Origin of the sequence: Janthinobacterium tructae, assembly GCF_006517255.1 — a bacterium.
Classification (GTDB): Bacteria; Pseudomonadota; Gammaproteobacteria; order Burkholderiales; family Burkholderiaceae_D; genus Janthinobacterium; species Janthinobacterium tructae.
Genome location: NZ_CP041185.1, coordinates 499,527 through 521,536, shown reverse-complemented (window position 1 = coordinate 521,536; position 22,010 = coordinate 499,527). Strand labels below are relative to the sequence as shown.

Sequence of the window (22,010 nt, the reverse complement as noted above, 5' to 3'; positions counted from 1 at the left end):
TTGTGAGCACCACACCTCAAATCGTCATGCACCAGGTCGAGTCCAGCCAATTTGCAGCCATCGGCCACGTGCCAGAACTGAACGTGCTGGCCATCCAGTTCCACCCGAAGAAGTCAACCGGCCAGAGCGACATTTACCACTACCAGAATTTCAGCGCCGATCTGTTCGCCGAATTCTTGGGCGCCGAATCGCAAGGCTCGTTCTTTATCCAGCGCATTAAGAAGTTTGCTGCTCAGTTTCCCTACTCGAAGATCGATCAGGCGGCTTTCAACCACGCCGCGCCACAGCCGGCCGTCAAACCGGCCAGCTTGGCCGAAGCCGCCCCAGTCAAGCTGAGCAAAGAACTGCTGGCCGGCCTGCTGACTGGCCGCGAATACGGCAAGGAAATGGCGAAGGAAGAAGAAATGCAGGCCAAGGCCGCCGGCCTGATCGTGATCTTCGGCGCCAGCGACGACCTGATGGAGTTCCGTGGCTTCGTGGACGACGAGCGCGGCGCGCCGACCATCGCTCTGATTGACGCCAAGGGCTTGCTGCCGTTCCGCGAGGATGTTCAGCACGACGACGATGCGCTCAAAGACTATTTCGCCCGGGCGCCGCAGGTGCGCGCCGTGGATGCCCTTTGGGCCAAGGAAGACGGCTACAGCTGGACCTACCGCACCGACGTGCCGCACGCCACCTTCGAAATCGTGGAAGGCGGCGAGCCGTACTGCCGCGGCATCGTGATCGACGTGGCCGACCTGGGCGGGGCAGCGTGAGCAGCCGCGCCGAACGCCAGGCAAAGGCGACCGCGCAGCTCCAGGCCGCATGCGACAAGTTCAACGCCGCGCACCAGATCGGCGCCGCAGTCAGCGTCAAGCTGGACAGTGGCGAGGTCCGCGAGACGATCACCGTCAGCGTAGCCCAGGTTCTCAGCGGCCACACCGCAGTCATCTGGCTGGATGGCATCAGAGGCAGCTATGACCTGGAACGCGTGACGCCGCTGGCGCCAACCAGCACGGCCGCAGGATCGCCGCCATGACGAAGCAAACCTACTTCCTCGTGCACGACGAAGCGCGGCGCCGGGCGGTCGAATTTGCCAAAACCGCGCCGCCCGGCTGGATGGTGGTGTTTTCCGAGCCGAAAAAGAAGCGCGCCCAGGAAGAAAAGTACCACGCGATGATCGGCGAGATCGCCAAGCAGGTCGAGCACATCGGGCGCAAGTGGGATGCGGACGACATGAAGCGGCTGCTGGTGGACGAGTTTGCCGACGAAATGCGCCTGGCCGGCACGCCACTGCACCACGACGGGCGCGTGACACCCAGCTTCGACGGGCGCCGCATCGTGCAGCTGGGCGTACAGACCAGCGACTTCTACGTGAAGGAAGCCGCTCAGTTCATTGAATTTTTGTATGCCTTCGGTGCCGCGCGCGGCGTCGTGTTCTCAGAATAAGGAAGCGCCATGTTTTTCAAGAATTTGCAGATTTACCGTTTGCCCGCCGCTTGGGCCATGACGGCCGCAGTGCTCGAGCAGGCGCTGGCGCCGCAACAGTTCACGCCGGCGACCAGCATGGACCTGGTACGCCAGGGCTGGGCCGCACCTCGCGGCGCCGGCGCGCCGCTGGTGCACGCCGTCGGCGGCCAGTTCCTGCTGCAGCTGAAAACCGAGAAGAAACTGCTGCCGTCGACCGTGGTCAACCAGGTAGCCGCCGCCCGCGCGCTGGAAATGGAAGAAACCCAGGGCTTCGCGCCCGGCAAGAAAGCCATGAAAGAACTGAAGGAGCGCGTCACAGACGAGCTGCTGCCGCGCGCGTTCGCCATCCTCAGCACCACGGCCGTGTGGATCGATCCGGTCAACGGCTGGCTGGTGGTGGACGCGGCCAGCCCGGCCAAGGCCGACGAGGTAATCAAGCTGCTGCTGAAATCCGTCGACAAGCTGCCGCTGGAAAGCCTGCGCGTGCAGCGCTCGCCAGTGGGCGCGATGACGGAATGGCTGCAGGCCGACGAATCCCCGGCCGGCTTCACGGTCGACCAGGACGCGATCATGCGCGCCACGGGCGAAAGCAAGGCCCAGGTGGCGTACAAGCGCCATACGCTGGAAGCGGACGATATCCGCCGCCACATCGCCGCCGGCAAGCAGTGCACACGCCTGGCCATGACGTGGAGCGACAAGATCAGCTTCGTGCTGGACGAGTCGCTGGCCATCAAGTCCGTCAAGCCGCTGGAGATCATCAAGGAAAGCGCCACACGTAACGACGACGAGCGGTTCGACAGCGATTTCGCCTTGATGTCGGGCGAACTGGCGAAGCTGCTGGCCGAATTGGTGGAGGCGCTGGGTGGCGAGGCCGACGTGGAGACGCAGGCGCCGGGCCCAGCTGCTGCCGGCCAGCAGAAGATCGAGCGCGCCGTGAACTTGACTGCCGATCTGTACAAGCTTCGCACCCGTTACCGCGATGTGCTCAACGAGCTGTATGACAGCACCGTGCAGCCGGCCGTTGCCCGCGTGCGCGAGCACATGGCGGAAACCGCCGAGGGCGCGATTAAATCGGCGCTGACGCTGGCCAAGGAGCTGCCTGGCGGCTCGCAATCCGCCGACCTGCTGCTGGTAGCCGCCGTTGAGATCATGGAACCTAGCCCACGGCCAGCCAAAGGCCATGAGCCCGTGCGCGAACAGCGCCAGGTGCTGTCGCTGAATGATCATATCGCCGGCCAACTCGCACAGCGAGGCCTCACGATGCACGACCTGGAGCCCAGGGCCGCCGACGCCGTACCTCCCGGTGACGGCAGCACGACCGATCCGCTGTACGACCAAGCCGTCGAAGTCGTGCGCACGCAGCAGCGAGCATCGATATCGCTGGTGCAGCGCCACCTGCGCATCGGCTACAACCGTGCAGCCCGGCTGATCGAAACGCTGGAACAACTGGGAGTTGTCGGGGCGATGGAGCCGAACGGCCACCGCGAGGTGCTGGAGCAGGTAGTAGCAACATGAGCGCCGCCAATCTCAATGCCAGCAAGTAGCCTGCTACACGCCTGAACTACCCGCCGAGCGGGCGCGCAAAAATACCCTGCCATCGATGGGTGACGGGGCTGCATTGGAATCGGAAGTCGGCGTGATTGGAGCCGCTGCTTTGTTCGAAATGACCTACGGCAATTCGGACCGCATCTTCAAGTGCGGCATCGAATGGGATCTGATTCTGCGCGGGGCCGCCTGTGACCGTGATTTCGTAGGTGATCTTGCTACGGCGATCATCGGGGCCGTGCCAAATATTTATGCCGAAATGAGCGCTTTTTGGCTCCGCTACAGCCATGCATTTCCCGAACTTTGCAATATCAAAATAATAATTGGACAGCATTCCACCTCCATTAATTGAAAGGCAATAGTAGCATGACCAAAGAACGCCCTATCCTCATGAACGGAGCCATGGTGCGCGCCGTGCTCGACGGCAGCAAGACGCAGACGCGGCGCGTGATGAAGCCGCAGCCGCAGCCTGTCCCGCATCGTCCAGGCGACCACCATTGGCCTTGCAACGTGTTCCAATCGATGGTGAGCGTTGCGAATACGCGTGCGCCTGGCGCCCACGGCATGGCCGGCGATGCATGCCCACATGGCGGGCATGGCGACCGGCTGTGGGTACGCGAAACATGGGCGCCACACCCGGACTTTCCGGAGACGGTGCGCCGCGCCGTTTATCGAGCAGATCGAGAATGCGAATACGACGTTGAACGCTGGCGACCAAGCATCCACATGCCGCGCTGGGCCAGCCGGATCCAATTGGAAATCGTGTCTGTGCGCGTCGAGCGCCTGCAGGATATCAGCGATGCCGACATTGTTGCCGAGGGCATTGATATGGAAGCGCTGGCGGAGTCGCAGGATCGCTATGACATCGTGTGCAAAGGATCTGGCGCCAGCGGTCGCGCAACCGAGCGCTCGACCTGGCGCGAGCTGTGGGAATCGACCGGCGGCGACTGGGATGCAAATCCGTGGTGCTGGGCCATTACCTTTAAGCGGGTGACGCCATGAAGCGCCTGCTTGCCTATGAAGTGCGCGAGCCCGGCGAGGGTCATTGCGTCATCGCCTTCGCAAGCAACAGCGCCACCGCGCGGCGCGAGGGTGGAAATGAACTGAACTGCTCCTTCAACGAAGTCGAATCCTGCAACCGCCGCCCGCAGTTCGATCAGTACGCGCCCGGGCCGGTACCGAAGACCGTGCTAATTGAACATGGCTGGTGGTTCGAGTGCCACCACTGCAGCCGGCGCGTCAACGAAACCATGCTGCAAGAAGCCGAGGATGAAGGTGAAGAGCACGAGCACCTGCAAGTTGTCACCGATGGCGATGCCGTCTACTGCAGCCAAAGCTGCGTAATGGGGGAGTTTGTCGAGCGGCGCACCCGCAAGGCTGCCGAAGTTGCCCTGATCGAGTTCTTTTCGGCCACATATCCAGACTGCTTGATCGAAAGCGTATGGGTCAGCCGCGCGCCGTTGCAGGGGCCGGACAGGCTGGGCCACGCGCAGGCGCTGCTCTATTTCAAGTTCCCTGGTGCGCAGCACAGCGCAACGTTCACGTTTGGCGAAGATCGCATGCGGGTAACGGTGGTCGACCTGCCTGCGTATTACACCTGGCGCGGCATTCAGGCGCCAACCACGGAGGCAGCATGACTGACAACGACGAAGTGCCGAACAGCGAGCGCAGCCCCGGAGCCGCGCGCGTGGCGGCAGCCCTGATCCTGATTTACGTGGCGGCGACCCTGGCGGGCGTCTTGGCCGCGACAACCTGAAAGGCAAATATGAAAACAATTATCGAAGCCGTGCAAGTCGATCGCCGTGAGGATGGCAGCTACTTCCACCCCGCCCTGGCCAATTCGCCGGACGATGACAGCGCCGTAGCTTTCAGCGCCTGGTTGGCGGAATGCGGCGTCGAAGTCACCCGCGTCTGGATGGAGATCGATGCCGCACCGCTTTGCGGGCGCTACATGGACGACGATACCGACGCACTGAAGGAGTGGCAGCCCACCACGCCAGCCGGCGCAGACTGGTTCCTGCTGGCCATCTTCGACACCGAGGACGATGGTCCCGTGGCGTACTTCGTCCGCCCAGCGCCGGCGGCGACGTGAATAGCCGTAGCCCGGCGCCGCAGCCGGAAACCCCGGCGGAGGCCGCCTACAAGCTGGACCGCGCCGTGCTGCGCGCGATCCACACCTGCCAGCCCGTGCTATTCGACGGCAAACAGCACCATCTGCGCGCCATGGGCGCCCAGGTGCTGGGCGGCGGCGTGTCGTCCGTGATTTACCTGATGGGCGACGCGACACCGCGCCAGCCCAGCGATGTAACCTTTGTGGAGCAAGCAGAATGATCGACCTCTTAGACATTGTCCGCAGCATTGCCGCCGCCGCGGCGCGCGCTGCCGAAAACAAGCACTACCCCTCCCCCTGCAGCCAAGGCTCGCCACTGCTGGCCAGCGTGCGCCAGGCCTGCGTAGAGCGCGGCTATACCAGCGATGGCCTGGCCGTTCCGTGCATGGCTGCCCCGTCGGAGCAGCCCGCCGCCGTGCCGGATGGTTGGAGGCCGGTGCCGGCCGAGCCAAATGACGCGATGCAAGCCGCTGGCGCGCAGGCGGTACGGATTGACACCATGGCACTCAATAAAATCTGGACCGGTAATGCTGTGTTCCGCGCCATGCTCGCCGCGGCACCGGTCGCCCCAGCGATTCAGTGCGACGCAAACCCGCATGCAGTCCTTTACGCCGCGTTAGATCTGAATGGCCGCGTCGTCTACAGCCACGAGAACCTGGAAAACGTGGAAATGAACAGCGGCTACATAAAGACGCCAACGCGAATTGTTGGCTTGGCTGCTATCGCTGCCCGCAGGGCGGCCGGGAGCGCACCATGAACATGAACGAGCACGACGTGGTGGCCAGGATGGTTGCCGCAATCGAGCGTGCGCACCAGCCCCTTACTTGGGTAAAGCTTGAGCGTTACGTCGAAATATCAGGTGATTCCGTCGATTCCGTGCAGGCCCGCCGCAAGGCTGGCAAGTGGCTCGACGGCAATCAATGCAAAATTGTGGATGGTCGGCTGTGGATCAACTTGCCGGCAGTAGAAGAATGGGTAGCAAAATGGGAACAAACAAGTCCAGTCCGCCAGGCGTCGAACTCCGGTCGGGCGTCCAAAGCGAATCGATCCGCATAAAATTCATGTACCGGGGCACTGAGTGCAGGGAAACGCTGAAGCTCGCGCACAGCAAGGCAAACATCAAATACGCCGAGCGGCTGCGCGGCGAGATCCTGAACGCAATTGCGCTGGGCAATTTTAGCTATGCCAAGTACTTCCCCGAATCGACGCAACTGAAGAAGTTCGGCTTGCAACCTCGGGGCAAGGATGTAACCGTTGGCGACCTGCTTAAACAGCAGTTCGAAATCTATGAGCGGATCCTCGCGCCCAGCACGTTGAAGAGCTACAAACGGGTGCTCAACAAAATACTACTGGAACAATGGGGCGACACGCTGCTCACTGAGCTTACGCCCGCCGCGCTGCGCACATGGATTGTCGATCTTTCGCTGAAGGCCACCTCCGTCAGACAAATTCTCATCCCGCTGCGCGGCGCGCTGGAGCTTGCGATAAACGACGACCTGATTGATTCCAACCCGCTCGACCGGGTGAAATTGCAAAAAACGCTGGACCGCGACGCCTACAAGGCTGAATACGAAGTGGATCCTTTTTCCGCGCAGGAGATTGCGGCCATTCTCGATGCCGCCCAGGGCCAGGCCCGCAATGTCTTTCAGTTTGCCTTCTACACGGGCATGCGCCCAAGTGAATACATCGCGCTGCGCTGGGAATCGATCGATTGGGCCGGATTCAAGGCGAAGGTGGAGCGTTCGCGCGTGATGGGTGAATCGCGCGAGGAACTAAAGACGCGCGCCGGGCGCCGCTTGGTCGACCTGCGGCGCGGCGCTGTCGCGGCGCTGGTTGCACAGAAACAACATAGCTTCCTTGCTGGTGGCCTTGTGTTCCTTGATCCGGCCACAGGCCAAGGCTGGGACAACACACAGCGCCTGAGCCTCTTCTGGGCGGCAATGATCAAGAAGGCCCAGGTCCGCTACCGAAATCCGTATCAAACGAGGCACACATTCGCGTCGACGCTGCTATCGACGGGCACCAATGCAATGTACGTGGCAAAGCAAATGGGGCATACCGATACGACGATGATCACAAGAACTTACGGTCGCTGGGTTGAGCAGGAAGGCGGCGTGTTGCCTGATCAGTATTGCAAAATGACTGATGGGCTAAAGGCAGGGGCTGCCTAGATTTTCGCCCACGTTTCGCCCATGCGTATTGCGAAATGGCTGGAACCCGCATGGATTCTTGCTTGCGACGGACAAAAGCAACTTATACAGAAAAAAGCACCCTCCGTCCTTGCAGCATAGAAAAGATATTTGAAAATAGCAAAAAATCGCGCTCGCCGGACGGCGCGCACGCCGCCGCCCTGCCCGCTCAATCCTTCGCTGACTTGCCACTGGCACGGCGTCGGCGCGCCTCTTTCGGGTCGGCCTGCAAGGGACGGTACACTTCAACCCGGTCATGCTCGTGCAATACGCTATCGAGCGGCTTGCGCTTGCCATAGATGCCGACCATGTTCACGGCCAGGTCGATGCCGGGGATAGCCTGCAGCAAGCCGCTCTGCGCCACCGCCTGCTCGATGGTGGTGCCTGCAGGTACGCACACGGAGCGCAGAAAGGTGCTGTCCGGCAGCGCGTAGCAAACCTGCACCGTGATGCCCGCTTCAGCCATACACGGTCTCCGCGCGCTTGCAGAAGGAGTCGACCATGCTGTTGGCGATCATGCCGAAGACGGGGCCGATGATCTGTTCGAGCACGCGGCTGGAAAACTCGTAGTGCAGGTCCAGTTCGATTTTGCAGGCATCTTCACGCAGGGCCTTGAAGGTCCACACGCCATCGAGGGTCTTGAAAGGACCGTCCACCAGCTTCATCTTGATGGAGGTCGGCGGCACGTTCTCGTTGGACGTGGTGAAGCTTTGGCGCACGCCGTGGTAATGTATGCCCACGCTGGCGACAACCGTGTTCTCGCCCCGCTCGCGAACCTCGACCGCACCGCACCAGGGCAGGAATTTGGGATAATCCTCCACCGCCGCCACCAGCGCGAACATTTGTTCGGCGCTATAACCGAGAAAAACTGATTTATGTACTACTGCCATTGAAGAACCATTTGCTATGATGTTGGATACATTTGATTTGATCGCGCTTGCGCGAGACAGTAGTTTAACCGACCCGCGCACATTTACCATCTCATGACCATAGCAGACAACAGAAAAGCCTTCCACGACTACTTTATCGAGGATCGCTACGAAGCGGGCATCGTGCTGGAAGGCTGGGAAGTCAAAGCCATCCGCGACGCCCGCGTACAAATCAAGGAAGCCTACGTCGTCGTCCGCGGCGATGAACTCTTCCTGTTCGGCGCGCATATCAGCGCCCTGCCGACCGCCTCCACCCATATCCATCCGGAAGCCGTACGCACGCGCAAGCTGCTGCTGCACCGCACGGAAATGGATAAACTGATCGGCAAGGTGGAACGCTCCGGCTACACGCTGGTGCCGCTCAACCTGCACTACAAGGGCGGCCGCGTGAAATGCGAAATCGGCCTGGCCAAGGGCAAGAAACAGCACGACAAGCGGGCAGCCGAGCGCGACCGCGATGGCGCGCGCGAAGTGCAGGCGGCAATGAAGTCACACCGCCGTTGATCCGCCATGAAGCGCAGCGTGCTGCGAGCATATCAACAAGCCCGGCTATATGCCGGGTTTTATTTTTGCCGGTGCCTGCGGCAAGCGGAAAAGCACAGCGCAACGGGATAAAAACAGGGAAAGGAAGAGATACGGCGGGAATAAGACGGGTATTGGTGAAAATACCGTGGAGATAAACGATGTGAATCAGCTTTGCCTGTCTGGCCAAAGACGATAAATCAGGAAAGTTCCGGATGCTTGCATGCTGCCTTGTACTACACCTGTACCACTTCACAGGACAAGCATCCGAATGAACGGTTTTTTAAACCTTCAGTATTACACCTTCAGCAGATCGCGCGACTTGCCAGAATCGGTCCACTCTTTGACCCATTTCGGTTGACGGCCACGGCCAGTCCATTGCTGCGTCGCATCATCCGGATTGCGATAGCGCACAGCGACCGTCCCCGTTTTAGCGCGAATCCCTGTACCAACCAGATCTTTTACGGAAACACCGACGCTCTGGGCAATCGCCAGGATTTGCTCGCGTGCTTTGGACAGATCATCCTGTTCGCGTTTCTTCATTTGCTTCTTGATGTCGTCCTGCAAGGTGCGCAGTTCGGACAGGGATAAGTTCGACAGATCCATGGTATTTCCTTGAGTGAGTTGAAAAATATAACTGGACAGTTAAATTCTATCCAATTGTAACGCGGCTGAGGTGATTTTTCTGAAGATTTGATTGTTTTTTACAATTCTTTTACCAAAAACTCCGTTTTCCGGGCTGTCAAACGATGCAAGCCTTCAATCATGGGAGCGCACATCGGCCATGGACCGCCTGCGCGATCCCCTGCTTTGTGCGGCGACGATTCAATCCAGCACCACCGGCTATATTTATTTTGCAGTACTTTCTGTTTCATTGCAATTTATAACAACTATAAATGGCAATTGAAAATATACATGGCTTCAATACTATCGCCAATTGCACATCGCCTGCAAACGCTACCCGCGATCCTGCGCGGCAGATGTTACGTCAATCAAAGAAATAAGCGCCGCACGACAGCACATAATCCTGAAAGTGCGCATAGCATAGCATGAAGAAAATATTTTCAACGCCATTCATTCAGTCGCCGATACTCCAGCCCTGGCGCCGCCAGCTATTCCAGGCCCGCAAATGCAAACTGCCCGCTATACAGCGGGCAGTATTGACAAAACATTGCTACGAGCTTGCTATTCACCCAGCCAGCACGGTAATCAGGGCATAGTCACGCTGCTTTTCGGCTTCTGCGTTTTCACCACCTGCATCGCCGTGGCGATCAAACCACTCATATCGCCCAGATTGGCCGGCACGATAATCGAGTTATTCGTTTTCGCCAATTGCGCGAACGCGCCCACATACTGTTCGGCCACTTTCAGATTGACGGCATCTTCACCGCCCGGCTCGCGGATGGCGGCGCCCACCTGGCGCAGCGCCTCGGCACTGGCTTGCGCCAGCGCGACGATGGCAGTAGCCTGGCCTTCGGCGCGGTTGATCGATGCCTGCTTTTCGCCTTCCGAGCGGGCAATGTTCGCTTCGCGCTCACCGCTGGCAATATTGATCTGCTCTTGCTTGCGTCCTTCCGAAGCGGCAATCAGTGCACGCTTTTCGCGCTCGGCCGTAATTTGCGCCTGCATCGCATGCAGAATCTCCTTGGGCGGCGTCAAATCCTTGATTTCATAACGCAATACCTTGACACCCCAATTCGCCGCCGATTCATCGATGGCATTCACGATGGCAGTATTAATATGGTCGCGCTCTTCAAATGTCTTGTCGAGTTCCATTTTACCGATCACCGAACGCAAGGTCGTTTGCGCCAACTGCGTAATGGCGGCAATATAATTCGACGAGCCATACGAAGCACGCATGGCATCGGTAATCTGAAAATACAGAATGCCATCGACCTGCAATTGCGTATTGTCACGCGTAATGCATACCTGCGGCGGCACGTCGAGTGGAATTTCCTTGAGCACGTGCTTGTAAGCGATGCGGTCGACGAAAGGCACAACGATATTGAGGCCAGGACCCAATACCGCGTGGAACTTGCCCAGGCGTTCCACCACCCAGGCATGCTGCTGCGGCACCACATTGACCGTCTTGAAGACAAATACCAATGCCAGCAATAACAAGATCAGCGACATGCTTCCGATGCTTACTTCCATAATCTACTCTCCAGGTTATCCAACAATCAAACGACTGCCACGCACGGCACGTATGGTGTAATGACCGGCCTGCGTATCGCTGCCGGCAATCAGTTCCACATCCCACAAGGCGCCGCGATACATGACGCGCGCCGCGCCATCAACCCAATGCGCGACCGCCACGCTTTGGCCGATATCCAGGTTCACATTCGGATCCTGTGCTGCATCGCGCCGCGCCGCCCTGCCAAAACGGCTGCGCCGCAATAACAGCGTGGCCGCCACGCCGACGATGGCGGCTGTCGCGGCCTGCCAGCTGCCATTGCCGCCCGCCAGCGCCACCAGTCCTCCGGCAGCGATACCGATGGCGATCATCAGCAAATAAAACGTGCCCGTAAACAGTTCCAGGATCAATACCGCGCCAGCCGCTACAAACCAGCCTACCCATTCAGCCATGATGCCTCCACCCTTGCGATTCCAAAAATAAAAAACCCCGCGGCCTATATAAGCGACGGGGTTTAATGCGCAGTACTGCCTGATATTCTTCTTGCCAAACACCTATATGCAAACAGTCTAACGCAATTCCTGATGGCGTCAATAGCCGGGGGCGAATTAGCGCCGCCGGCCCGGCCTTTACTCCTCGAGCAGGCTGCGCAGCATCCACGCCGTCTTTTCATGCAAATCGAGGCGCTGCGTGATCAGGTCGGCCGTCGGCTGGTCATTGGCTTTTTCCAGCAGCGGGAACAAGCGGCGCGCCGTGCGCGCGGTCGCTTCTTGTGCCGCCACCAGGTGGCTGACCATGTCCAGCGCCGGCGGCACGCCGTCGATTTCCTTGATCGAGGCCAGCTTGACGAATTCCTTGTAGGTACCCGGCGCCGGATAGCCGAGGGCGCGGATGCGCTCGGCGATCAGGTCCAGCGCGCCCCACTGCTCCGTGTATTGCGTCATGAACATCTGGTGCAGCGTATTGAACATCGGTCCTTTGACGTTCCAGTGGAAATTGTGCGTCATCAGGTACAGGGTATAGCTGTCGGCCAGCAGGCCGGACAGGCCTTCCGCGATCTTCGCGCGGTCCGCCTCGGAAATACCGATGTCGATCTTTGCTGCTTTGCTCGGTTTCTTGCTTGCCATATGAACTCCCGTCAATGTGTTGGTGGAATCATTTTAGCTGATCTTGCGCCACCTCATCATTCAGGCGCGTGCGCCGCCCGCCATGGGCTTGATGTGAATGAGCAAGGCATAAAAAAACCCGCTGCCGGGTGAGGCAGCGGGTTTTCAGAGGGCCGGAAAGACGCTTACGCTTTCAGCGCAGCGAGCTTTTGCCAGGTGTCGATCACCGAGTCCGGATTCAGGGACATCGATTCGATGCCCTGCTCCATCAGCCAGACGGCGAAGTCAGGGTGATCCGAAGGACCCTGGCCGCAGATGCCGATGTACTTGCCGCGCGCCAGGCAAGCCTTGATGGCCAGCGACAGCAGTGCTTTGACGGCTGGATCGCGTTCGTCGAAGTCGGCGGCCAGCAATTCCATGCCGGAATCGCGGTCCAGGCCCAGGGTCAGCTGGGTCAGGTCGTTCGAACCGATCGAGAAGCCGTCGAAATGGTCGAGGAACTGGTCGGCCAGAATGGCGTTCGATGGCACTTCGCACATCATGATGACGCGCAAGTCGTTCTCGCCGCGCTTCAAGCCATTTTTCGCCAGCAGGTCGATGACTTTCTCGGCCTGGCCCAGGGTGCGCACGAACGGCACCATGATTTCCACGTTCGTCAGGCCCATGTCATTGCGCACGCGCTTCATCGCTTCGCATTCCATGTTGAACGCTTCGGAGAAGTCGGCCGACAGGTAGCGCGCCGCGCCGCGGAAGCCCAGCATCGGGTTTTCCTCGTCCGGCTCGTAGCGCGAACCGCCGATCAGCTTCTTGTACTCGTTCGACTTGAAGTCGGACAGGCGAACGATGACTTTTTTCGGCCAGAACGCGGCGGCGATGGTGGCGATGCCTTCGGCCAGCTTGTCGATATAGAACGCTTTTGGCGAAGCGTGGCCACGCGCCACCGATTCCACGGCCTTTTTCAGGTCGGCGTCGATGTTCGGGTATTCCAGGATCGCGCGCGGGTGCACACCAATATTGTTATTGATGATGAATTCCAGGCGGGCCAGGCCCACGCCGGCATTCGGCACGGACTGGAAGTCGAACGCCAGTTGCGGATTGCCCACGTTGAGCATGATCTTGGTATCGAGCTTCGGCAATTCGCCGCGCGACACTTCCGACACTTCCGTTTCCAGCAAGCCATCGTAGATCTTGCCCTCATCGCCTTCGGAGCACACCACGGTGACGAAGGTACCGTCTTTCAGCACATCGGTGGCGTTACCGCAGCCGACGACGGCAGGCACGCCGAGTTCACGCGCAATAATTGCCGCGTGGCAAGTACGGCCACCACGGTTGGTGACGATGGCCGATGCACGCTTCATGACCGGTTCCCAGTTCGGGTCCGTCATGTCGGCAACGAGCACGTCGCCTGGCTGCACGCGTTCCATATCGGCCGGGTCGTGAATCACGCGCACAGGGCCGGCGCCGATCTTCTGGCCGATGGCGCGGCCCGAGGTCAGCACGGTGCCCGTGCTTTTCAGCTTGAAGCGTTCCTGCACATCGGTCGCCTTTTGCTGCGACTTGACGGTTTCAGGACGCGCTTGCAGGATGTACAGCTTGCCGTCGCGGCCATCCTTGCCCCACTCGATGTCCATCGGACGGCCGTAGTGGTTCTCGATGATGACGGCGTACTTTGCCAGTTCCACCACTTCGCTGTCGTTCAGCGAGTAGCGGTTGCGCATTTCGACGGGCACGTCGACGGTTTTCACGGAACGGCCAGCTTTCGCTTCGTTCGTAAATTCCATTTTCAGCAGTTTCGAGCCGATATTGCGGCGGATCACAGGCGACTTGCCTTTTTCCAGCATCGGTTTGTGCACATAGAATTCGTCGGGATTGACGGCGCCCTGCACCACGGTCTCGCCCAGGCCATAGCTGGAGGTGACGAAGACCACGTCCTTGAAGCCCGATTCCGTGTCGATGGTGAACATCACGCCAGCCGCGCCCAGGTCGGAACGCACCATGCGCTGCACGCCGGCCGACAAGGCTACTTCCGCGTGCGTAAAGCCCTTGTGCACGCGGTACGAGATGGCACGGTCGTTGTACAGCGACGCGAACACCTGTTTCATGGCGTCGAGCACGTTGTCGATGCCGACCACGTTCAGGAAGGTTTCTTGCTGACCAGCAAAAGACGCATCCGGCAAATCTTCCGCCGTGGCCGAGGAACGCACGGCAAACGACATTTCCGTGTCGGAATCGGCCACCAGCTTGGCGTAGAACTGGTCGATTTCGGCGGCCAGGCGTGGCTGGAATGGCGTTTCCACGATCCATTGACGGATCTCGGCGCCGGCTTGCGCCAGCGAGCGCACGTCATCGATGTTCAGCCCTTCGAGGCGCTGGGCGATGCGTTCGGCCAGCGGCAAGCCGCCGTTGGCGCTATACGACAGGAAATCGCGGAATGCCTGCGCCGTGGTGGCAAAGCCACCGGGCACGCGCACGCCGGCTTCCGCCAGCTGGCTGATCATTTCGCCCAGTGAGGCGTTCTTGCCGCCGACGGATTCGACATCCGTCATGCGCAAATGCTCGAACGAGGCAACATACACCGCGTCCTTGTCTTCCTGCTGTTGCGATACTGCGTTGGTCATAATGACACCCTTACTGATGATAGAAATCTTTACGCGCGGTGCACGGACAGTCTTCTTGTTATTCTTGGCGTCGTGCAGCACAATCATACCGTTGCAGCCATTTTACCTTGTGCGGCGCAAATTGACGACGCACAATCTTGATCAGAAAACCCATGACACAAGATCCACGCCCCCCCCTGCCCTCCGCGGCGCGCACCGTCTTCTTCGTTTCCGACGGCACCGGCATCACCGCCGAGACCTTCGGCCACTCGGTGCTGACGCAGTTCGATCTGCGTTTCCGCCAGATCCGCCTGCCCTTCATCGATACCATGGACAAGGCCTACGAGGCGGCGCGCAAGATCAACGAAGCCTTCGTCACCGATGGCCAGCGCCCGATCATTTTCTCCACCCTGGTGAAGAACGACCTGTCGGCCGTGATCCGCAAGTCCAGCGGCATGCACATGGACCTGATCCAGACCTTTGTCGCCCCGCTGGAGCAGGAACTGGGCGTGATGTCGACCCACACCATCGGGCGCTCGCACAATATCGTCGACAGCGAAGAATACAAAAATCGCATCGAGGCGATCAACTATTCGCTGGCGCACGACGATGGCCAGTCGCACAAGAACCTGTCCTCGGCCGATGTCATTCTGGTGGGTGTTTCGCGCTCTGGCAAGACCCCGACCAGCCTGTATCTGGCCATGCAATACGGTATCAAGGCGGCCAATTATCCGCTGATTCCCGACGATTTCGAGCGCGACAAGCTGCCTTCCGCCCTGCTGGAATTTAAGAATAAAATTTTCGGATTAAGCATTACGCCCGAACGTTTGTCGGAAATACGCAACGAAAGACGCGCTGGAAGCAAGTATGCGGCCATTGAAAATTGCCGTTACGAGGTCAACGAGGCGGAAAAAATGATGAAACGCGAAGGCATCCGCTGGCTCTCCTCGACCACCAAGTCGATCGAAGAGATCTCCACCACGATCCTGCAAGAGATCAAGCCGAACCGTCGCGATTACTAGAACGCCCGACCAAACCTGCTGCGCGTCGGTATAGGCGGCTTGCGATGCGCACCGTACTAGAAGTACGGTTGCGCTTCTCGGCCACCTCTTCCTTCCGCTCGCTACGGTTTTGTCAGGCGTTCCTCTCGCTGGAGTTCGCCTCGCTGGACAGCACCGTCAGCGCGGCGACCAGTTGATCCAGTTCAGCGGTGGCGGTGGTGACGGCCACCGTGGCGCGCACGACGTCCATGTCGCCGATATTGCGCTGCACGGTAAAGACCCCGAAACGGTGCAGCAAGGCCTGTTGCAGCGCGCGTGCGTCCATGCCATCGACGGCAAAGGCCACCAGCGCCGTGCCACGCAGCGCATCCTGCGGCGACAGCAGGCGTACGCCAGGCAGTTGCGCGGCGCGGCTGACCCAGTAATTCCTCAGCCAGGCCAGGCGTGCCGTCTTGGCTGGCGTGCCGCCCAGGCGTTCATGAAAGTCGAGCGCGGCGGGCGCGGCAAGGATGGCGCCGATCGGCGGCATGCCCATGTGCAGACGACAGCGGATATCGTCCAATGGATAATCATCGTCGCCGAAATGCGGCTCGATCTTGTGCAGCTGCGCGGCGCGGATATACACAAAGCCCAGCCCCGGCGGAGCACCCAGCCATTTATGTAAATTAAAACCGGCAAAATCGACATCCATCGCCCGCACATCGAGCGCCACCTGCCCCAGGGCATGTGCACTATCGAGCACGACATCGATACCGTGTTCGCGCGCCAGCGCAATCAAGGCGCGCAGCGGCAACTGCTGGCCATTCGCAGGCGTCACCTGCGACAACAGCAGCAGTTTCGGCCGGACGGCCTGGCGCATGGCTTGCGCATAGCGGGCGATGATCTCGTCATCGCTGATGGGCAAGCCCAATGTGACTTGCGTGCTGGTGACGCCACGGCGCTGCGCCAGCCAGCGCATGGCCGTGCGCGTGGCCGGATAGTCGAGATTACTCCACAACACGGTATCGCCGGGCGCCAGGCTATGGTATTGCGTGATCAGCACCTGCATGGACTCGGTGCCGCTGCGCGTCAGCAGAATCTCGTGCGGCTCGGCGTGGATCAGCGCGGCCAGGCGCCGGCGCACAATATCCACATGCGTGCGCGTGAATTCGCCGCGCACGAATGGACTCAGCTGCTCATTCGTGTAGCGCACGGCCTGCTCGAAGGCGGCTTGCACGGGCGCGGCCATGGCGCCGAAATAGCCATGCTCCAGATTGACGATGGCGTCCGGCGGCGCGGGATAAAACGCGGCGACCTGGCGCCACCAGGCCTCGTCACGTGCGGCACCGTCAGCGAGCACAGGGAAAGACATGGCGACCCTGTTCAGGCCTGGCCCTGGCGCAGCTGTTCGAAGAAGCACACGGCGGCGCAGGCAGCCACGTTCAGCGATTCGATCTGGCCCAAGTGGGGAATGACCACCTGGTGCGTCGCCATCGACAGCAGGTCGTCGGCCACGCCCTGCCCTTCATGGCCGAACAGCCAGGCGACGGGCTGGCGCAGGTCGACGTCGTACAATCGCTGGGTGGCGTAGCCGCTGGTAGCGAGCGTCGCCACCTTCGCGCCGGAAACGAGTGCGGCCAGGTCGACATTTTCAAAGACATCGAGCACGAAGTGCGCTCCCATCGCCGCGCGCAGCACCTTCGGCGACCAGCAGAAGGCCGTGCCGGCGCTGCAGTACACCTGCGTGATGCCGGCGGCGGCCGCGCTGCGCAGGATGGAGCCCACATTGCCCGGGTCTTGCAGGTTATCGAGCAGCACGGCCGACACGCTCAGGGGCTGCGTGACGGCCCGTTCCGGCGTCTCGATGAGGAACATCACGCCCACGCCGTGTTCGACCTGGCTCACCGCGTGATACAGCGCATCGGGCAAGCCCAGTACGTGCGCTCTCTGGCTTTCCAGCTGGCCGACGATCTCCATCACTTCCGGATTGCGCAAGGCGCTTTCGCTGACGATACACTGCTCCGGCATGCCGCGCAGCTGCAGGTAGGACTGGCACAGGTGCACGCCGTCTAGCAAGGTGCGGCCGGACTTGCGGCGCGCCTGCGAACTGCCCGCCAGCTTCAGCAGCTCCTTGTATTGCACATTGTCGCGCGAGGTAATCGTCTTCATGCCACCACCTCCTGCGCGCCAAACAGGGCGATCACGTTGCGCACGGGCGCGAACGAACGGCGGTGCACGGGCGAGGCGCCGTGCAGGTGCAAGCGCTCCAGGTGCAGCTTGGTGCCATAGCCCTTGTGCTGGTCGAAGCAGTACTCGGGATAGGCCGCATGCAAGTGCACCAGGGCCGCGTCGCGCGCCGTCTTGGCCAGGATCGAGGCGGCGGAAATCGAATCGACCTTGTCGTCTCCACCGATGATGGCCATGCCGCGTATCGGCATCACGGGGCAGCGGTTGCCGTCGATCAGGGCCAGGGTCGGCACGGTACTCAACGCCTCGACGGCGCGGCGCATGGCCAGCATCGACGCCTGCAAAATGTTCAGGCGGTCGATTTCCTCTTCGGATGCTTCGGCGATGGCCCAGGCCAGGGCCTTGGCCTTGATTTGCGGCGCCAGCAGGTCGCGCTTGGCTTCAGTGAGCTTTTTCGAGTCGCGCAGGCCGTCGATCGGCTGGTTCGGGTCGAGGATCACGGCGGCGGCGAACACGGGGCCGGCCAGCGGACCGCGGCCTGCCTCGTCGACGCCGCAGATGATTTCATCGAGCGAGAATGGCAAGTCGTCAAACAGGCCGGGATAGATATTTTTCACGTTGAATCTTTGGTTGGTAATGCGCTTGAAGCGGTGATCGGAGTTACTTGCGGTTGGCGGCGATGACTTGCATGACGGCGTTGGCGCTCTCGCGCGCGCTGTCGCGCAGCAGACTGTGGTGCATGTCCGTGAAACGCTGCACCAGGCGCAAACGGCCCGGCACGTCGCTCAGCTGCTGCCACACGGCCTCGGCCAGTGCTTCCGGGCTGGCCGCGTTTTGCAGCAGCTCGGGCACCAGGTAATCGCGCGCCAGGATGTTGGGCAGCCCGATCCACGGCTGGTAGCCCATGTGGCGCATGATTTCCCACGAGGCGCGCATCATCTTGTAGGCGATGACCATGGGCTTCTTGTACAGCGCCACTTCCAGCGACGCCGTGCCGGATGCCACCAATACCGCATCGGCGGCGCAGATGGCCGTGTGCGAGCCGCCATCGGTGAGCAATATCTCGACGTCCTGCAAGCCAGCTTCTGCTATCAGCTGCAGGAAGTACTGGCGCTGCTTCGCGCCGGCCATGGGTGCGACGAAACGCAAGGAGCGGTCGCGCGCCAGCAGCAGCTTGCAGGCGCCGACAAAGGCCACCGTATTGTATTTGAGTTCGCCCATGCGGCTGCCCGGCATCAGGGTCACGACATTCGCGTCTTCCGGCAAGCCCAGGGTGCGGCGCGCAGCCGCTTCGTCAGGCTGCAGGGGGATCATTTCAGCCAGCGGATGGCCGACATAGGTGACGGGCACGCCCGCCTTGCGGTAGATTTCTTCCTCGAAGGGGAAGATCACCAGCATGTGCGAGACGGCCTTGATGATTTTCTTGATCCGTCCACCGCGCCAGGCCCAGATCTGCGGCCCGATGTAGTGCACGGTGGGGATGCCCCCCTCCTTCAGTTGCTGTTCCAGCCCCAGGTTGAAGCCGGGATAGTCGGCGCCGATGAAGACGGCAGGACGCTCGGCCAGCAGCTGGTCGCGCAGCGCGTTCTGGATGCCCTTGATTTCGCGGTAGCGGGGAATGATCTCGAACAGGCCGCGTACGGTCAGCTTGTCGAGCGGCCAGTCGGACACAAAGCCCTGCTTGGCCATGTGCTCGCCGCCGATGCCGTGGAAGCGCGCGCCGGGCAGCTGCGGCACCAGGCCGGACAGCAGCCGGCTGGCCAGCAGGTCGCCCGACACCTCGCCGGCGACGATGGCGACGTTGGCGACCGACAGGCCGCTGGCCTGGTCAGCGGACGATGCCACGCGACGCCACGCCCAAAAATTCACGCATGGCGCGAATGTGTTGCGCCACTTCCGGCGACGAGGCCTGCTCTTCTTCGAACAGGGCTGCCTTGGATTCTTCCAGGGTCAGTCCCGAGCGGTAGATGAGTTTATACGCGGCGCGGATGCCGTTGATCTGCTCGCGCGTAAAGCCGCGGCGTTTCAAGCCCTCGATATTGACGCCATGCGCCTGCGCCGGATTGCCATTCAACAGGACAAACGGTGGCACGTCCTGCGTCAGGCTGGTGCTCATGCCGACAAAGGCGTGCGCGCCGATCTTGCAGAACTGGTGCACATTGGCGAAACCGCTCATGATGACCCAGTCGCCGATCTCCACATGGCCCGCCAGCTGGGCATTGTTCGAGAAAATCGTGTTGTTGCCGACCAGGCAGTCGTGCGCCAGGTGCACATACGCCGAGATCCAGTTGTCATTGCCCAGGCGCGTCACGCCGCCACCTTGCACGGTGCCCGTATTGAAGGTGCAGAATTCGCGGATGGTGTTGCGGTCGCCGATGTCCAGGCGCGTCGCCTCGCCCGCCCATTTTTTATCCTGCGGCTGCGCGCCGATGGAGGAAAACTGGAACAGGTGATTGTCGCTGCCGATCGTCGTGTGGCCGTCGATGACCACGTGCGGGCCAACTTTGGTGCCGGCGCCGATGCGCACGTGCGGACCGATGATGGTATACGGACCCACCTCGACCGAGCTATCGAGCTCAGCCTTCGGATCGATGACTGCCGTAGAGTGGATGGCCGCCATCACTGCACCGCTGGCTGGCTCGCAGACTGGCTCGCATCCTGGGCGCTACGGATGGTGCACATCAATTCCGCTTCCAGCGCCACTTTGCCGTCGACCGAGCCGACTGCCTTGTATTTCCAGATGCCGCGCGAGACGCGCAGGATTTCCACATCCATCTTCAGCTGGTCGCCCGGTTCGACCGGACGCTTGAAGCGCGCATTGTCGATGCCGACAAAGTACACCACCGAGTTTTCGTCGGGCTTGACGCCCATCGACAGGAACGACAGCAAGGCCGCCGTTTGCGCCAGCGCTTCGATCATCAGCACGCCGGGCATGACCGGTTTGTGCGGGAAATGGCCCTGGAAGAACTCTTCGTTGACCGTCACGTTCTTGATGGCGGTGATGGTTTTGTTCGCTTCCCAGTCCAGCACGCGGTCAACCAGCAGCAGCGGATAGCGGTGCGGCAGCAGCGATTTGATAGCCAGGATGTCGAGGGTCTTTTTTTCAGTAGTCATTTTTCGTCTTGCGTGGTCAGTGTTTTAATTGTTTTTTCAAGCGTGCGGATCTTCTCGCGCATGCTTGACAGGTTGCGCACGATGGCGGCGCTCTTTTCCCAGTCGGCATTCTTGGCCAGCGGATAAAAACCCGTGTACTGCCCCGGTTCCGCGATCGAGCGCGAAACCATGCTGCCCGAGCCGACATGGACGCGGTCGGCGATCGTCAAATGACCGAGCACCATGGCGGCGCCGCCAAAGGTGCAGTACTTGCCGATGATGGCGCTGCCGGCCACGCCGACGCAGCCGGCCATGGCCGTATGCGCGCCGATGCGGCAGTTGTGGCCGATCTGGATCTGGTTGTCGAGTTTGACGCCATCTTCGATGACGGTGTCGGCCAGTGCCCCACGGTCGATGGTGGTATTGGCGCCGATATCGACATCGTCACCGATCACCACCCTGCCCGTCTGCGGAATCTTGATGTACACGCCGCCTTCGTTGGCGAAGCCGAAGCCGTCGGTACCGATCACGGCGCCGGAATGGATGATGCCGCGCTGGCCGATCACGCAGCGCGCGTGAAAGGTTACGTTGGCGAGCAATTGCGTGCCCGCGCCGATGACGGCGTCGCGCCCCACCACGCAGCCAGGGCCGATGACGCAGCCGGCACCGACGATGGCGCCGGCCTCGATTACCGCGTGCACGCCGACAGAGGCGCTGGCATCGACCTGCGCGCTGGCGTCGACAAAGGCGCCCGGATGTATGCCGACCGGTGCCTTGATCTCATGCAGGGCGGCGAAATACTGCGCCGCGCGCGCGAAATACACATAGGGATTCGGTGTGACGATGCGCGCGCCGGCGTACTCGGCACCGATCAGCGCATCATCGGCCGGCGTGAGTATCAGCGCCGCAGCGCCGCTCTGGGCGGCCTGCGCGCGAAATTTGCTATTGCTGAGAAAGCTGATGTGCGAAGCGCCGGCGTCGGCCAGCGGCGCGATCCCTGTGACTTCCAGGTTGGGATCGCCCGCCAATTGACCACCGAAGCGTTCGACCAAATCTCCTAGTCGAGTGCCCATCGATATACCCTTATAAAAACGCCTGACTATGCCTGCTGCGCGGCGCGACTTGCGGTCTCCGATGCTCACTGCCTCGGGCGGCCCCGTGCTTTCGCA

The 22,010-nt window shown here is 60.9% G+C and carries 29 protein-coding genes and 1 pseudogene; 15 read left to right on the top strand and 15 right to left on the bottom strand.

All coding sequences use genetic code 11. The annotated features are described in order from the left end of the window. Positions 1-2 precede the first annotated feature (2 nt). From FJQ89_RS28170 to FJQ89_RS28640, 5 genes and pseudogenes are all read left to right on the top strand, one after another. Positions 3-755, top strand: coding sequence for a KTSC domain-containing protein (locus FJQ89_RS28170; RefSeq protein ID WP_243136370.1), 753 nt, complete (start codon positions 3-5; stop codon positions 753-755). Continuing rightward, on the top strand, positions 752-1,018 hold the full coding sequence (locus tag FJQ89_RS02345) for a hypothetical protein (RefSeq protein ID WP_141168873.1): 267 nt from the start codon (positions 752-754) through the stop codon (positions 1,016-1,018). Before FJQ89_RS28170 ends, FJQ89_RS02345 begins: the two co-directional genes overlap by 4 nt. Then, positions 1,015-1,428, top strand: coding sequence for a recombination protein NinB (locus tag FJQ89_RS02340; protein ID WP_099376061.1), 414 nt, complete (start codon positions 1,015-1,017; stop codon positions 1,426-1,428). The genes FJQ89_RS02345 and FJQ89_RS02340 overlap by 4 nt, the downstream gene beginning before the upstream one ends. Before the next feature lie 9 nt (positions 1,429-1,437). After that, positions 1,438-2,322 (top strand): annotated as a pseudogene (locus FJQ89_RS28280) (recombination-associated protein RdgC); the annotation flags it as partial. A 168-nt stretch (positions 2,323-2,490) separates the two neighbouring features. Further along, the gene (locus FJQ89_RS28640) at positions 2,491-2,964 is read left to right on the top strand and encodes a DNA translocase FtsK (protein WP_341474486.1); all 474 of its coding nucleotides are present in this window, start codon (positions 2,491-2,493) and stop codon (positions 2,962-2,964) included. 46 nt (positions 2,965-3,010) lie between these two features. Here FJQ89_RS28640 and FJQ89_RS02330 read toward each other — a convergent pair whose 3' ends face one another. Beyond that, positions 3,011-3,328: a hypothetical protein gene (locus FJQ89_RS02330; protein ID WP_141168871.1), complete on the bottom strand. Its 318-nt coding sequence runs from the start codon at positions 3,326-3,328 to the stop codon at positions 3,011-3,013. A 32-nt stretch (positions 3,329-3,360) separates the two neighbouring features. Here FJQ89_RS02330 and FJQ89_RS02325 point away from each other — a divergent pair, with 32 nt between their 5' ends. The 8 genes from FJQ89_RS02325 to FJQ89_RS02295 are packed head-to-tail and all read left to right on the top strand — an operon-like array spanning position 3,361 to position 7,275. Further along, positions 3,361-3,996, top strand: coding sequence for a hypothetical protein (locus tag FJQ89_RS02325; RefSeq protein WP_141168870.1), 636 nt, complete (start codon positions 3,361-3,363; stop codon positions 3,994-3,996). Then, positions 3,993-4,631 carry a hypothetical protein gene (locus FJQ89_RS02320; RefSeq protein WP_141168869.1) on the top strand — a complete coding sequence of 213 codons (639 nt, stop codon included), beginning with the start codon at positions 3,993-3,995 and terminating at the stop codon, positions 4,629-4,631. Before FJQ89_RS02325 ends, FJQ89_RS02320 begins: the two co-directional genes overlap by 4 nt. After that, positions 4,628-4,750: a hypothetical protein gene (locus FJQ89_RS28540; protein ID WP_257224801.1), complete on the top strand. Its 123-nt coding sequence runs from the start codon at positions 4,628-4,630 to the stop codon at positions 4,748-4,750. Before FJQ89_RS02320 ends, FJQ89_RS28540 begins: the two co-directional genes overlap by 4 nt. 9 nt (positions 4,751-4,759) lie before the next feature. Continuing rightward, positions 4,760-5,086 (top strand): hypothetical protein, encoded by a 327-nt coding sequence (locus tag FJQ89_RS02315; RefSeq protein ID WP_141168868.1) that lies wholly within the window; start codon positions 4,760-4,762, stop codon positions 5,084-5,086. Then, positions 5,083-5,325 carry a hypothetical protein gene (locus tag FJQ89_RS02310; RefSeq protein ID WP_141168867.1) on the top strand — a complete coding sequence of 81 codons (243 nt, stop codon included), beginning with the start codon at positions 5,083-5,085 and terminating at the stop codon, positions 5,323-5,325. Before FJQ89_RS02315 ends, FJQ89_RS02310 begins: the two co-directional genes overlap by 4 nt. Further along, positions 5,322-5,861: a hypothetical protein gene (locus FJQ89_RS02305; RefSeq protein WP_141168866.1), complete on the top strand. Its 540-nt coding sequence runs from the start codon at positions 5,322-5,324 to the stop codon at positions 5,859-5,861. Before FJQ89_RS02310 ends, FJQ89_RS02305 begins: the two co-directional genes overlap by 4 nt. Continuing rightward, positions 5,858-6,160, top strand: coding sequence for a hypothetical protein (locus tag FJQ89_RS02300; protein ID WP_205704555.1), 303 nt, complete (start codon positions 5,858-5,860; stop codon positions 6,158-6,160). The genes FJQ89_RS02305 and FJQ89_RS02300 overlap by 4 nt, the downstream gene beginning before the upstream one ends. A 5-nt stretch (positions 6,161-6,165) precedes the next feature. Next, positions 6,166-7,275: an Arm DNA-binding domain-containing protein gene (locus tag FJQ89_RS02295; protein WP_243136368.1), complete on the top strand. Its 1,110-nt coding sequence runs from the start codon at positions 6,166-6,168 to the stop codon at positions 7,273-7,275. 187 nt (positions 7,276-7,462) lie between these two features. On the opposite strand, the gene FJQ89_RS02290 is transcribed toward FJQ89_RS02295, so the two are convergent. Beyond that, positions 7,463-7,759, bottom strand: a complete 297-nt coding sequence (locus FJQ89_RS02290; RefSeq protein ID WP_141168864.1) for an RnfH family protein — start codon at positions 7,757-7,759, stop codon at positions 7,463-7,465. Next, positions 7,752-8,183 (bottom strand): type II toxin-antitoxin system RatA family toxin, encoded by a 432-nt coding sequence (locus FJQ89_RS02285; protein WP_071077738.1) that lies wholly within the window; start codon positions 8,181-8,183, stop codon positions 7,752-7,754. Before FJQ89_RS02285 ends, FJQ89_RS02290 begins: the two co-directional genes overlap by 8 nt. A 93-nt stretch (positions 8,184-8,276) precedes the next feature. Here FJQ89_RS02285 and smpB point away from each other — a divergent pair, with 93 nt between their 5' ends. Beyond that, positions 8,277-8,726 carry an SsrA-binding protein SmpB gene (smpB, locus tag FJQ89_RS02280; RefSeq protein ID WP_034752217.1) on the top strand — a complete coding sequence of 150 codons (450 nt, stop codon included), beginning with the start codon at positions 8,277-8,279 and terminating at the stop codon, positions 8,724-8,726. A gap of 315 nt (positions 8,727-9,041) precedes the next feature. Here smpB and FJQ89_RS02275 read toward each other — a convergent pair whose 3' ends face one another. The 5 genes from FJQ89_RS02275 to ppsA form a co-directional block, all read right to left on the bottom strand. After that, positions 9,042-9,350, bottom strand: a complete 309-nt coding sequence (locus FJQ89_RS02275) for an H-NS histone family protein (protein ID WP_071077739.1) — start codon at positions 9,348-9,350, stop codon at positions 9,042-9,044. A 603-nt stretch (positions 9,351-9,953) separates the two neighbouring features. After that, complete coding sequence (locus FJQ89_RS02270) at positions 9,954-10,898, bottom strand: SPFH domain-containing protein (RefSeq protein ID WP_141168863.1); 945 nt, start codon at positions 10,896-10,898, stop codon at positions 9,954-9,956. 15 nt (positions 10,899-10,913) lie between these two features. Beyond that, entirely contained in the window at positions 10,914-11,330 is a 417-nt protein-coding gene (locus FJQ89_RS02265; protein WP_141172583.1) for an NfeD family protein, read from the bottom strand. 177 nt (positions 11,331-11,507) lie between these two features. Then, complete coding sequence (locus tag FJQ89_RS02260; protein ID WP_141168862.1) at positions 11,508-12,005, bottom strand: Dps family protein; 498 nt, start codon at positions 12,003-12,005, stop codon at positions 11,508-11,510. Between the two features lie 164 nt (positions 12,006-12,169). Beyond that, positions 12,170-14,602, bottom strand: a complete 2,433-nt coding sequence (ppsA, locus tag FJQ89_RS02255; RefSeq protein ID WP_071078407.1) for a phosphoenolpyruvate synthase — start codon at positions 14,600-14,602, stop codon at positions 12,170-12,172. Between the two features lie 152 nt (positions 14,603-14,754). Here ppsA and ppsR point away from each other — a divergent pair, with 152 nt between their 5' ends. Further along, entirely contained in the window at positions 14,755-15,603 is an 849-nt protein-coding gene (gene ppsR, locus FJQ89_RS02250; protein WP_071077743.1) for a posphoenolpyruvate synthetase regulatory kinase/phosphorylase PpsR, read from the top strand. 112 nt (positions 15,604-15,715) lie between these two features. On the opposite strand, the gene FJQ89_RS02245 is transcribed toward ppsR, so the two are convergent. Genes FJQ89_RS02245 through lpxD form a run of 7 tightly spaced genes read right to left on the bottom strand, consistent with a single transcriptional unit; the run spans position 15,716 to position 21,914 of the window. Then, positions 15,716-16,933: an aminotransferase class V-fold PLP-dependent enzyme gene (locus tag FJQ89_RS02245; protein ID WP_141168861.1), complete on the bottom strand. Its 1,218-nt coding sequence runs from the start codon at positions 16,931-16,933 to the stop codon at positions 15,716-15,718. A gap of 11 nt (positions 16,934-16,944) precedes the next feature. Then, a complete protein-coding gene (locus FJQ89_RS02240) occupies positions 16,945-17,730 on the bottom strand; it encodes a TrmH family RNA methyltransferase (RefSeq protein ID WP_141168860.1) in 786 nt (261 codons plus the stop codon). Continuing rightward, entirely contained in the window at positions 17,727-18,365 is a 639-nt protein-coding gene (rnhB, locus tag FJQ89_RS02235) for a ribonuclease HII (protein WP_096235118.1), read from the bottom strand. Before rnhB ends, FJQ89_RS02240 begins: the two co-directional genes overlap by 4 nt. Positions 18,366-18,408: 43 nt before the next feature. Further along, positions 18,409-19,593 (bottom strand): lipid-A-disaccharide synthase, encoded by a 1,185-nt coding sequence (lpxB, locus tag FJQ89_RS02230; protein ID WP_141168859.1) that lies wholly within the window; start codon positions 19,591-19,593, stop codon positions 18,409-18,411. Next, positions 19,577-20,368, bottom strand: coding sequence for an acyl-ACP--UDP-N-acetylglucosamine O-acyltransferase (lpxA, locus tag FJQ89_RS02225; RefSeq protein WP_141168858.1), 792 nt, complete (start codon positions 20,366-20,368; stop codon positions 19,577-19,579). The genes lpxB and lpxA overlap by 17 nt, the downstream gene beginning before the upstream one ends. Then, entirely contained in the window at positions 20,368-20,862 is a 495-nt protein-coding gene (gene fabZ, locus FJQ89_RS02220; RefSeq protein ID WP_100872727.1) for a 3-hydroxyacyl-ACP dehydratase FabZ, read from the bottom strand. The genes lpxA and fabZ overlap by 1 nt, the downstream gene beginning before the upstream one ends. Continuing rightward, positions 20,859-21,914: a UDP-3-O-(3-hydroxymyristoyl)glucosamine N-acyltransferase gene (gene lpxD / locus FJQ89_RS02215; RefSeq protein WP_141168857.1), complete on the bottom strand. Its 1,056-nt coding sequence runs from the start codon at positions 21,912-21,914 to the stop codon at positions 20,859-20,861. The genes fabZ and lpxD overlap by 4 nt, the downstream gene beginning before the upstream one ends. Positions 21,915-22,010: the final 96 nt, after the last annotated feature.

Bases quoted from the DNA above. Each gene is read 5' to 3' on its own strand.
- FJQ89_RS02340 (WP_099376061.1), top strand. From the start codon at position 1,015: ATGACGAAGCAAACCTACTTCCTCGTGCACGACGAAGCGCGGCGCCGG.
- FJQ89_RS28640 (WP_341474486.1), top strand. From the start codon at position 2,491: ATGGCGGAAACCGCCGAGGGCGCGATTAAATCGGCGCTGACGCTGGCC.
- FJQ89_RS02330 (WP_141168871.1), bottom strand. From the start codon at position 3,328: ATGCTGTCCAATTATTATTTTGATATTGCAAAGTTCGGGAAATGCATG.
- FJQ89_RS02325 (WP_141168870.1), top strand. From the start codon at position 3,361: ATGACCAAAGAACGCCCTATCCTCATGAACGGAGCCATGGTGCGCGCC.
- FJQ89_RS02320 (WP_141168869.1), top strand. From the start codon at position 3,993: ATGAAGCGCCTGCTTGCCTATGAAGTGCGCGAGCCCGGCGAGGGTCAT.
- FJQ89_RS28540 (WP_257224801.1), top strand. From the start codon at position 4,628: ATGACTGACAACGACGAAGTGCCGAACAGCGAGCGCAGCCCCGGAGCC.
- FJQ89_RS02315 (WP_141168868.1), top strand. From the start codon at position 4,760: ATGAAAACAATTATCGAAGCCGTGCAAGTCGATCGCCGTGAGGATGGC.
- FJQ89_RS02305 (WP_141168866.1), top strand. From the start codon at position 5,322: ATGATCGACCTCTTAGACATTGTCCGCAGCATTGCCGCCGCCGCGGCG.
- FJQ89_RS02300 (WP_205704555.1), top strand. From the start codon at position 5,858: ATGAACATGAACGAGCACGACGTGGTGGCCAGGATGGTTGCCGCAATC.
- FJQ89_RS02295 (WP_243136368.1), top strand. From the start codon at position 6,166: ATGTACCGGGGCACTGAGTGCAGGGAAACGCTGAAGCTCGCGCACAGC.
- FJQ89_RS02290 (WP_141168864.1), bottom strand. From the start codon at position 7,759: ATGGCTGAAGCGGGCATCACGGTGCAGGTTTGCTACGCGCTGCCGGAC.
- FJQ89_RS02285 (WP_071077738.1), bottom strand. From the start codon at position 8,183: ATGGCAGTAGTACATAAATCAGTTTTTCTCGGTTATAGCGCCGAACAA.
- smpB (WP_034752217.1), top strand. From the start codon at position 8,277: ATGACCATAGCAGACAACAGAAAAGCCTTCCACGACTACTTTATCGAG.
- FJQ89_RS02275 (WP_071077739.1), bottom strand. From the start codon at position 9,350: ATGGATCTGTCGAACTTATCCCTGTCCGAACTGCGCACCTTGCAGGAC.
- FJQ89_RS02270 (WP_141168863.1), bottom strand. From the start codon at position 10,898: ATGGAAGTAAGCATCGGAAGCATGTCGCTGATCTTGTTATTGCTGGCA.
- FJQ89_RS02265 (WP_141172583.1), bottom strand. From the start codon at position 11,330: ATGGCTGAATGGGTAGGCTGGTTTGTAGCGGCTGGCGCGGTATTGATC.
- FJQ89_RS02260 (WP_141168862.1), bottom strand. From the start codon at position 12,005: ATGGCAAGCAAGAAACCGAGCAAAGCAGCAAAGATCGACATCGGTATT.
- ppsA (WP_071078407.1), bottom strand. From the start codon at position 14,602: ATGACCAACGCAGTATCGCAACAGCAGGAAGACAAGGACGCGGTGTAT.
- ppsR (WP_071077743.1), top strand. From the start codon at position 14,755: ATGACACAAGATCCACGCCCCCCCCTGCCCTCCGCGGCGCGCACCGTC.
- FJQ89_RS02245 (WP_141168861.1), bottom strand. From the start codon at position 16,933: ATGTCTTTCCCTGTGCTCGCTGACGGTGCCGCACGTGACGAGGCCTGG.
- FJQ89_RS02240 (WP_141168860.1), bottom strand. From the start codon at position 17,730: ATGAAGACGATTACCTCGCGCGACAATGTGCAATACAAGGAGCTGCTG.
- lpxA (WP_141168858.1), bottom strand. From the start codon at position 20,368: ATGGCGGCCATCCACTCTACGGCAGTCATCGATCCGAAGGCTGAGCTC.
- fabZ (WP_100872727.1), bottom strand. From the start codon at position 20,862: ATGACTACTGAAAAAAAGACCCTCGACATCCTGGCTATCAAATCGCTG.
- lpxD (WP_141168857.1), bottom strand. From the start codon at position 21,914: ATGGGCACTCGACTAGGAGATTTGGTCGAACGCTTCGGTGGTCAATTG.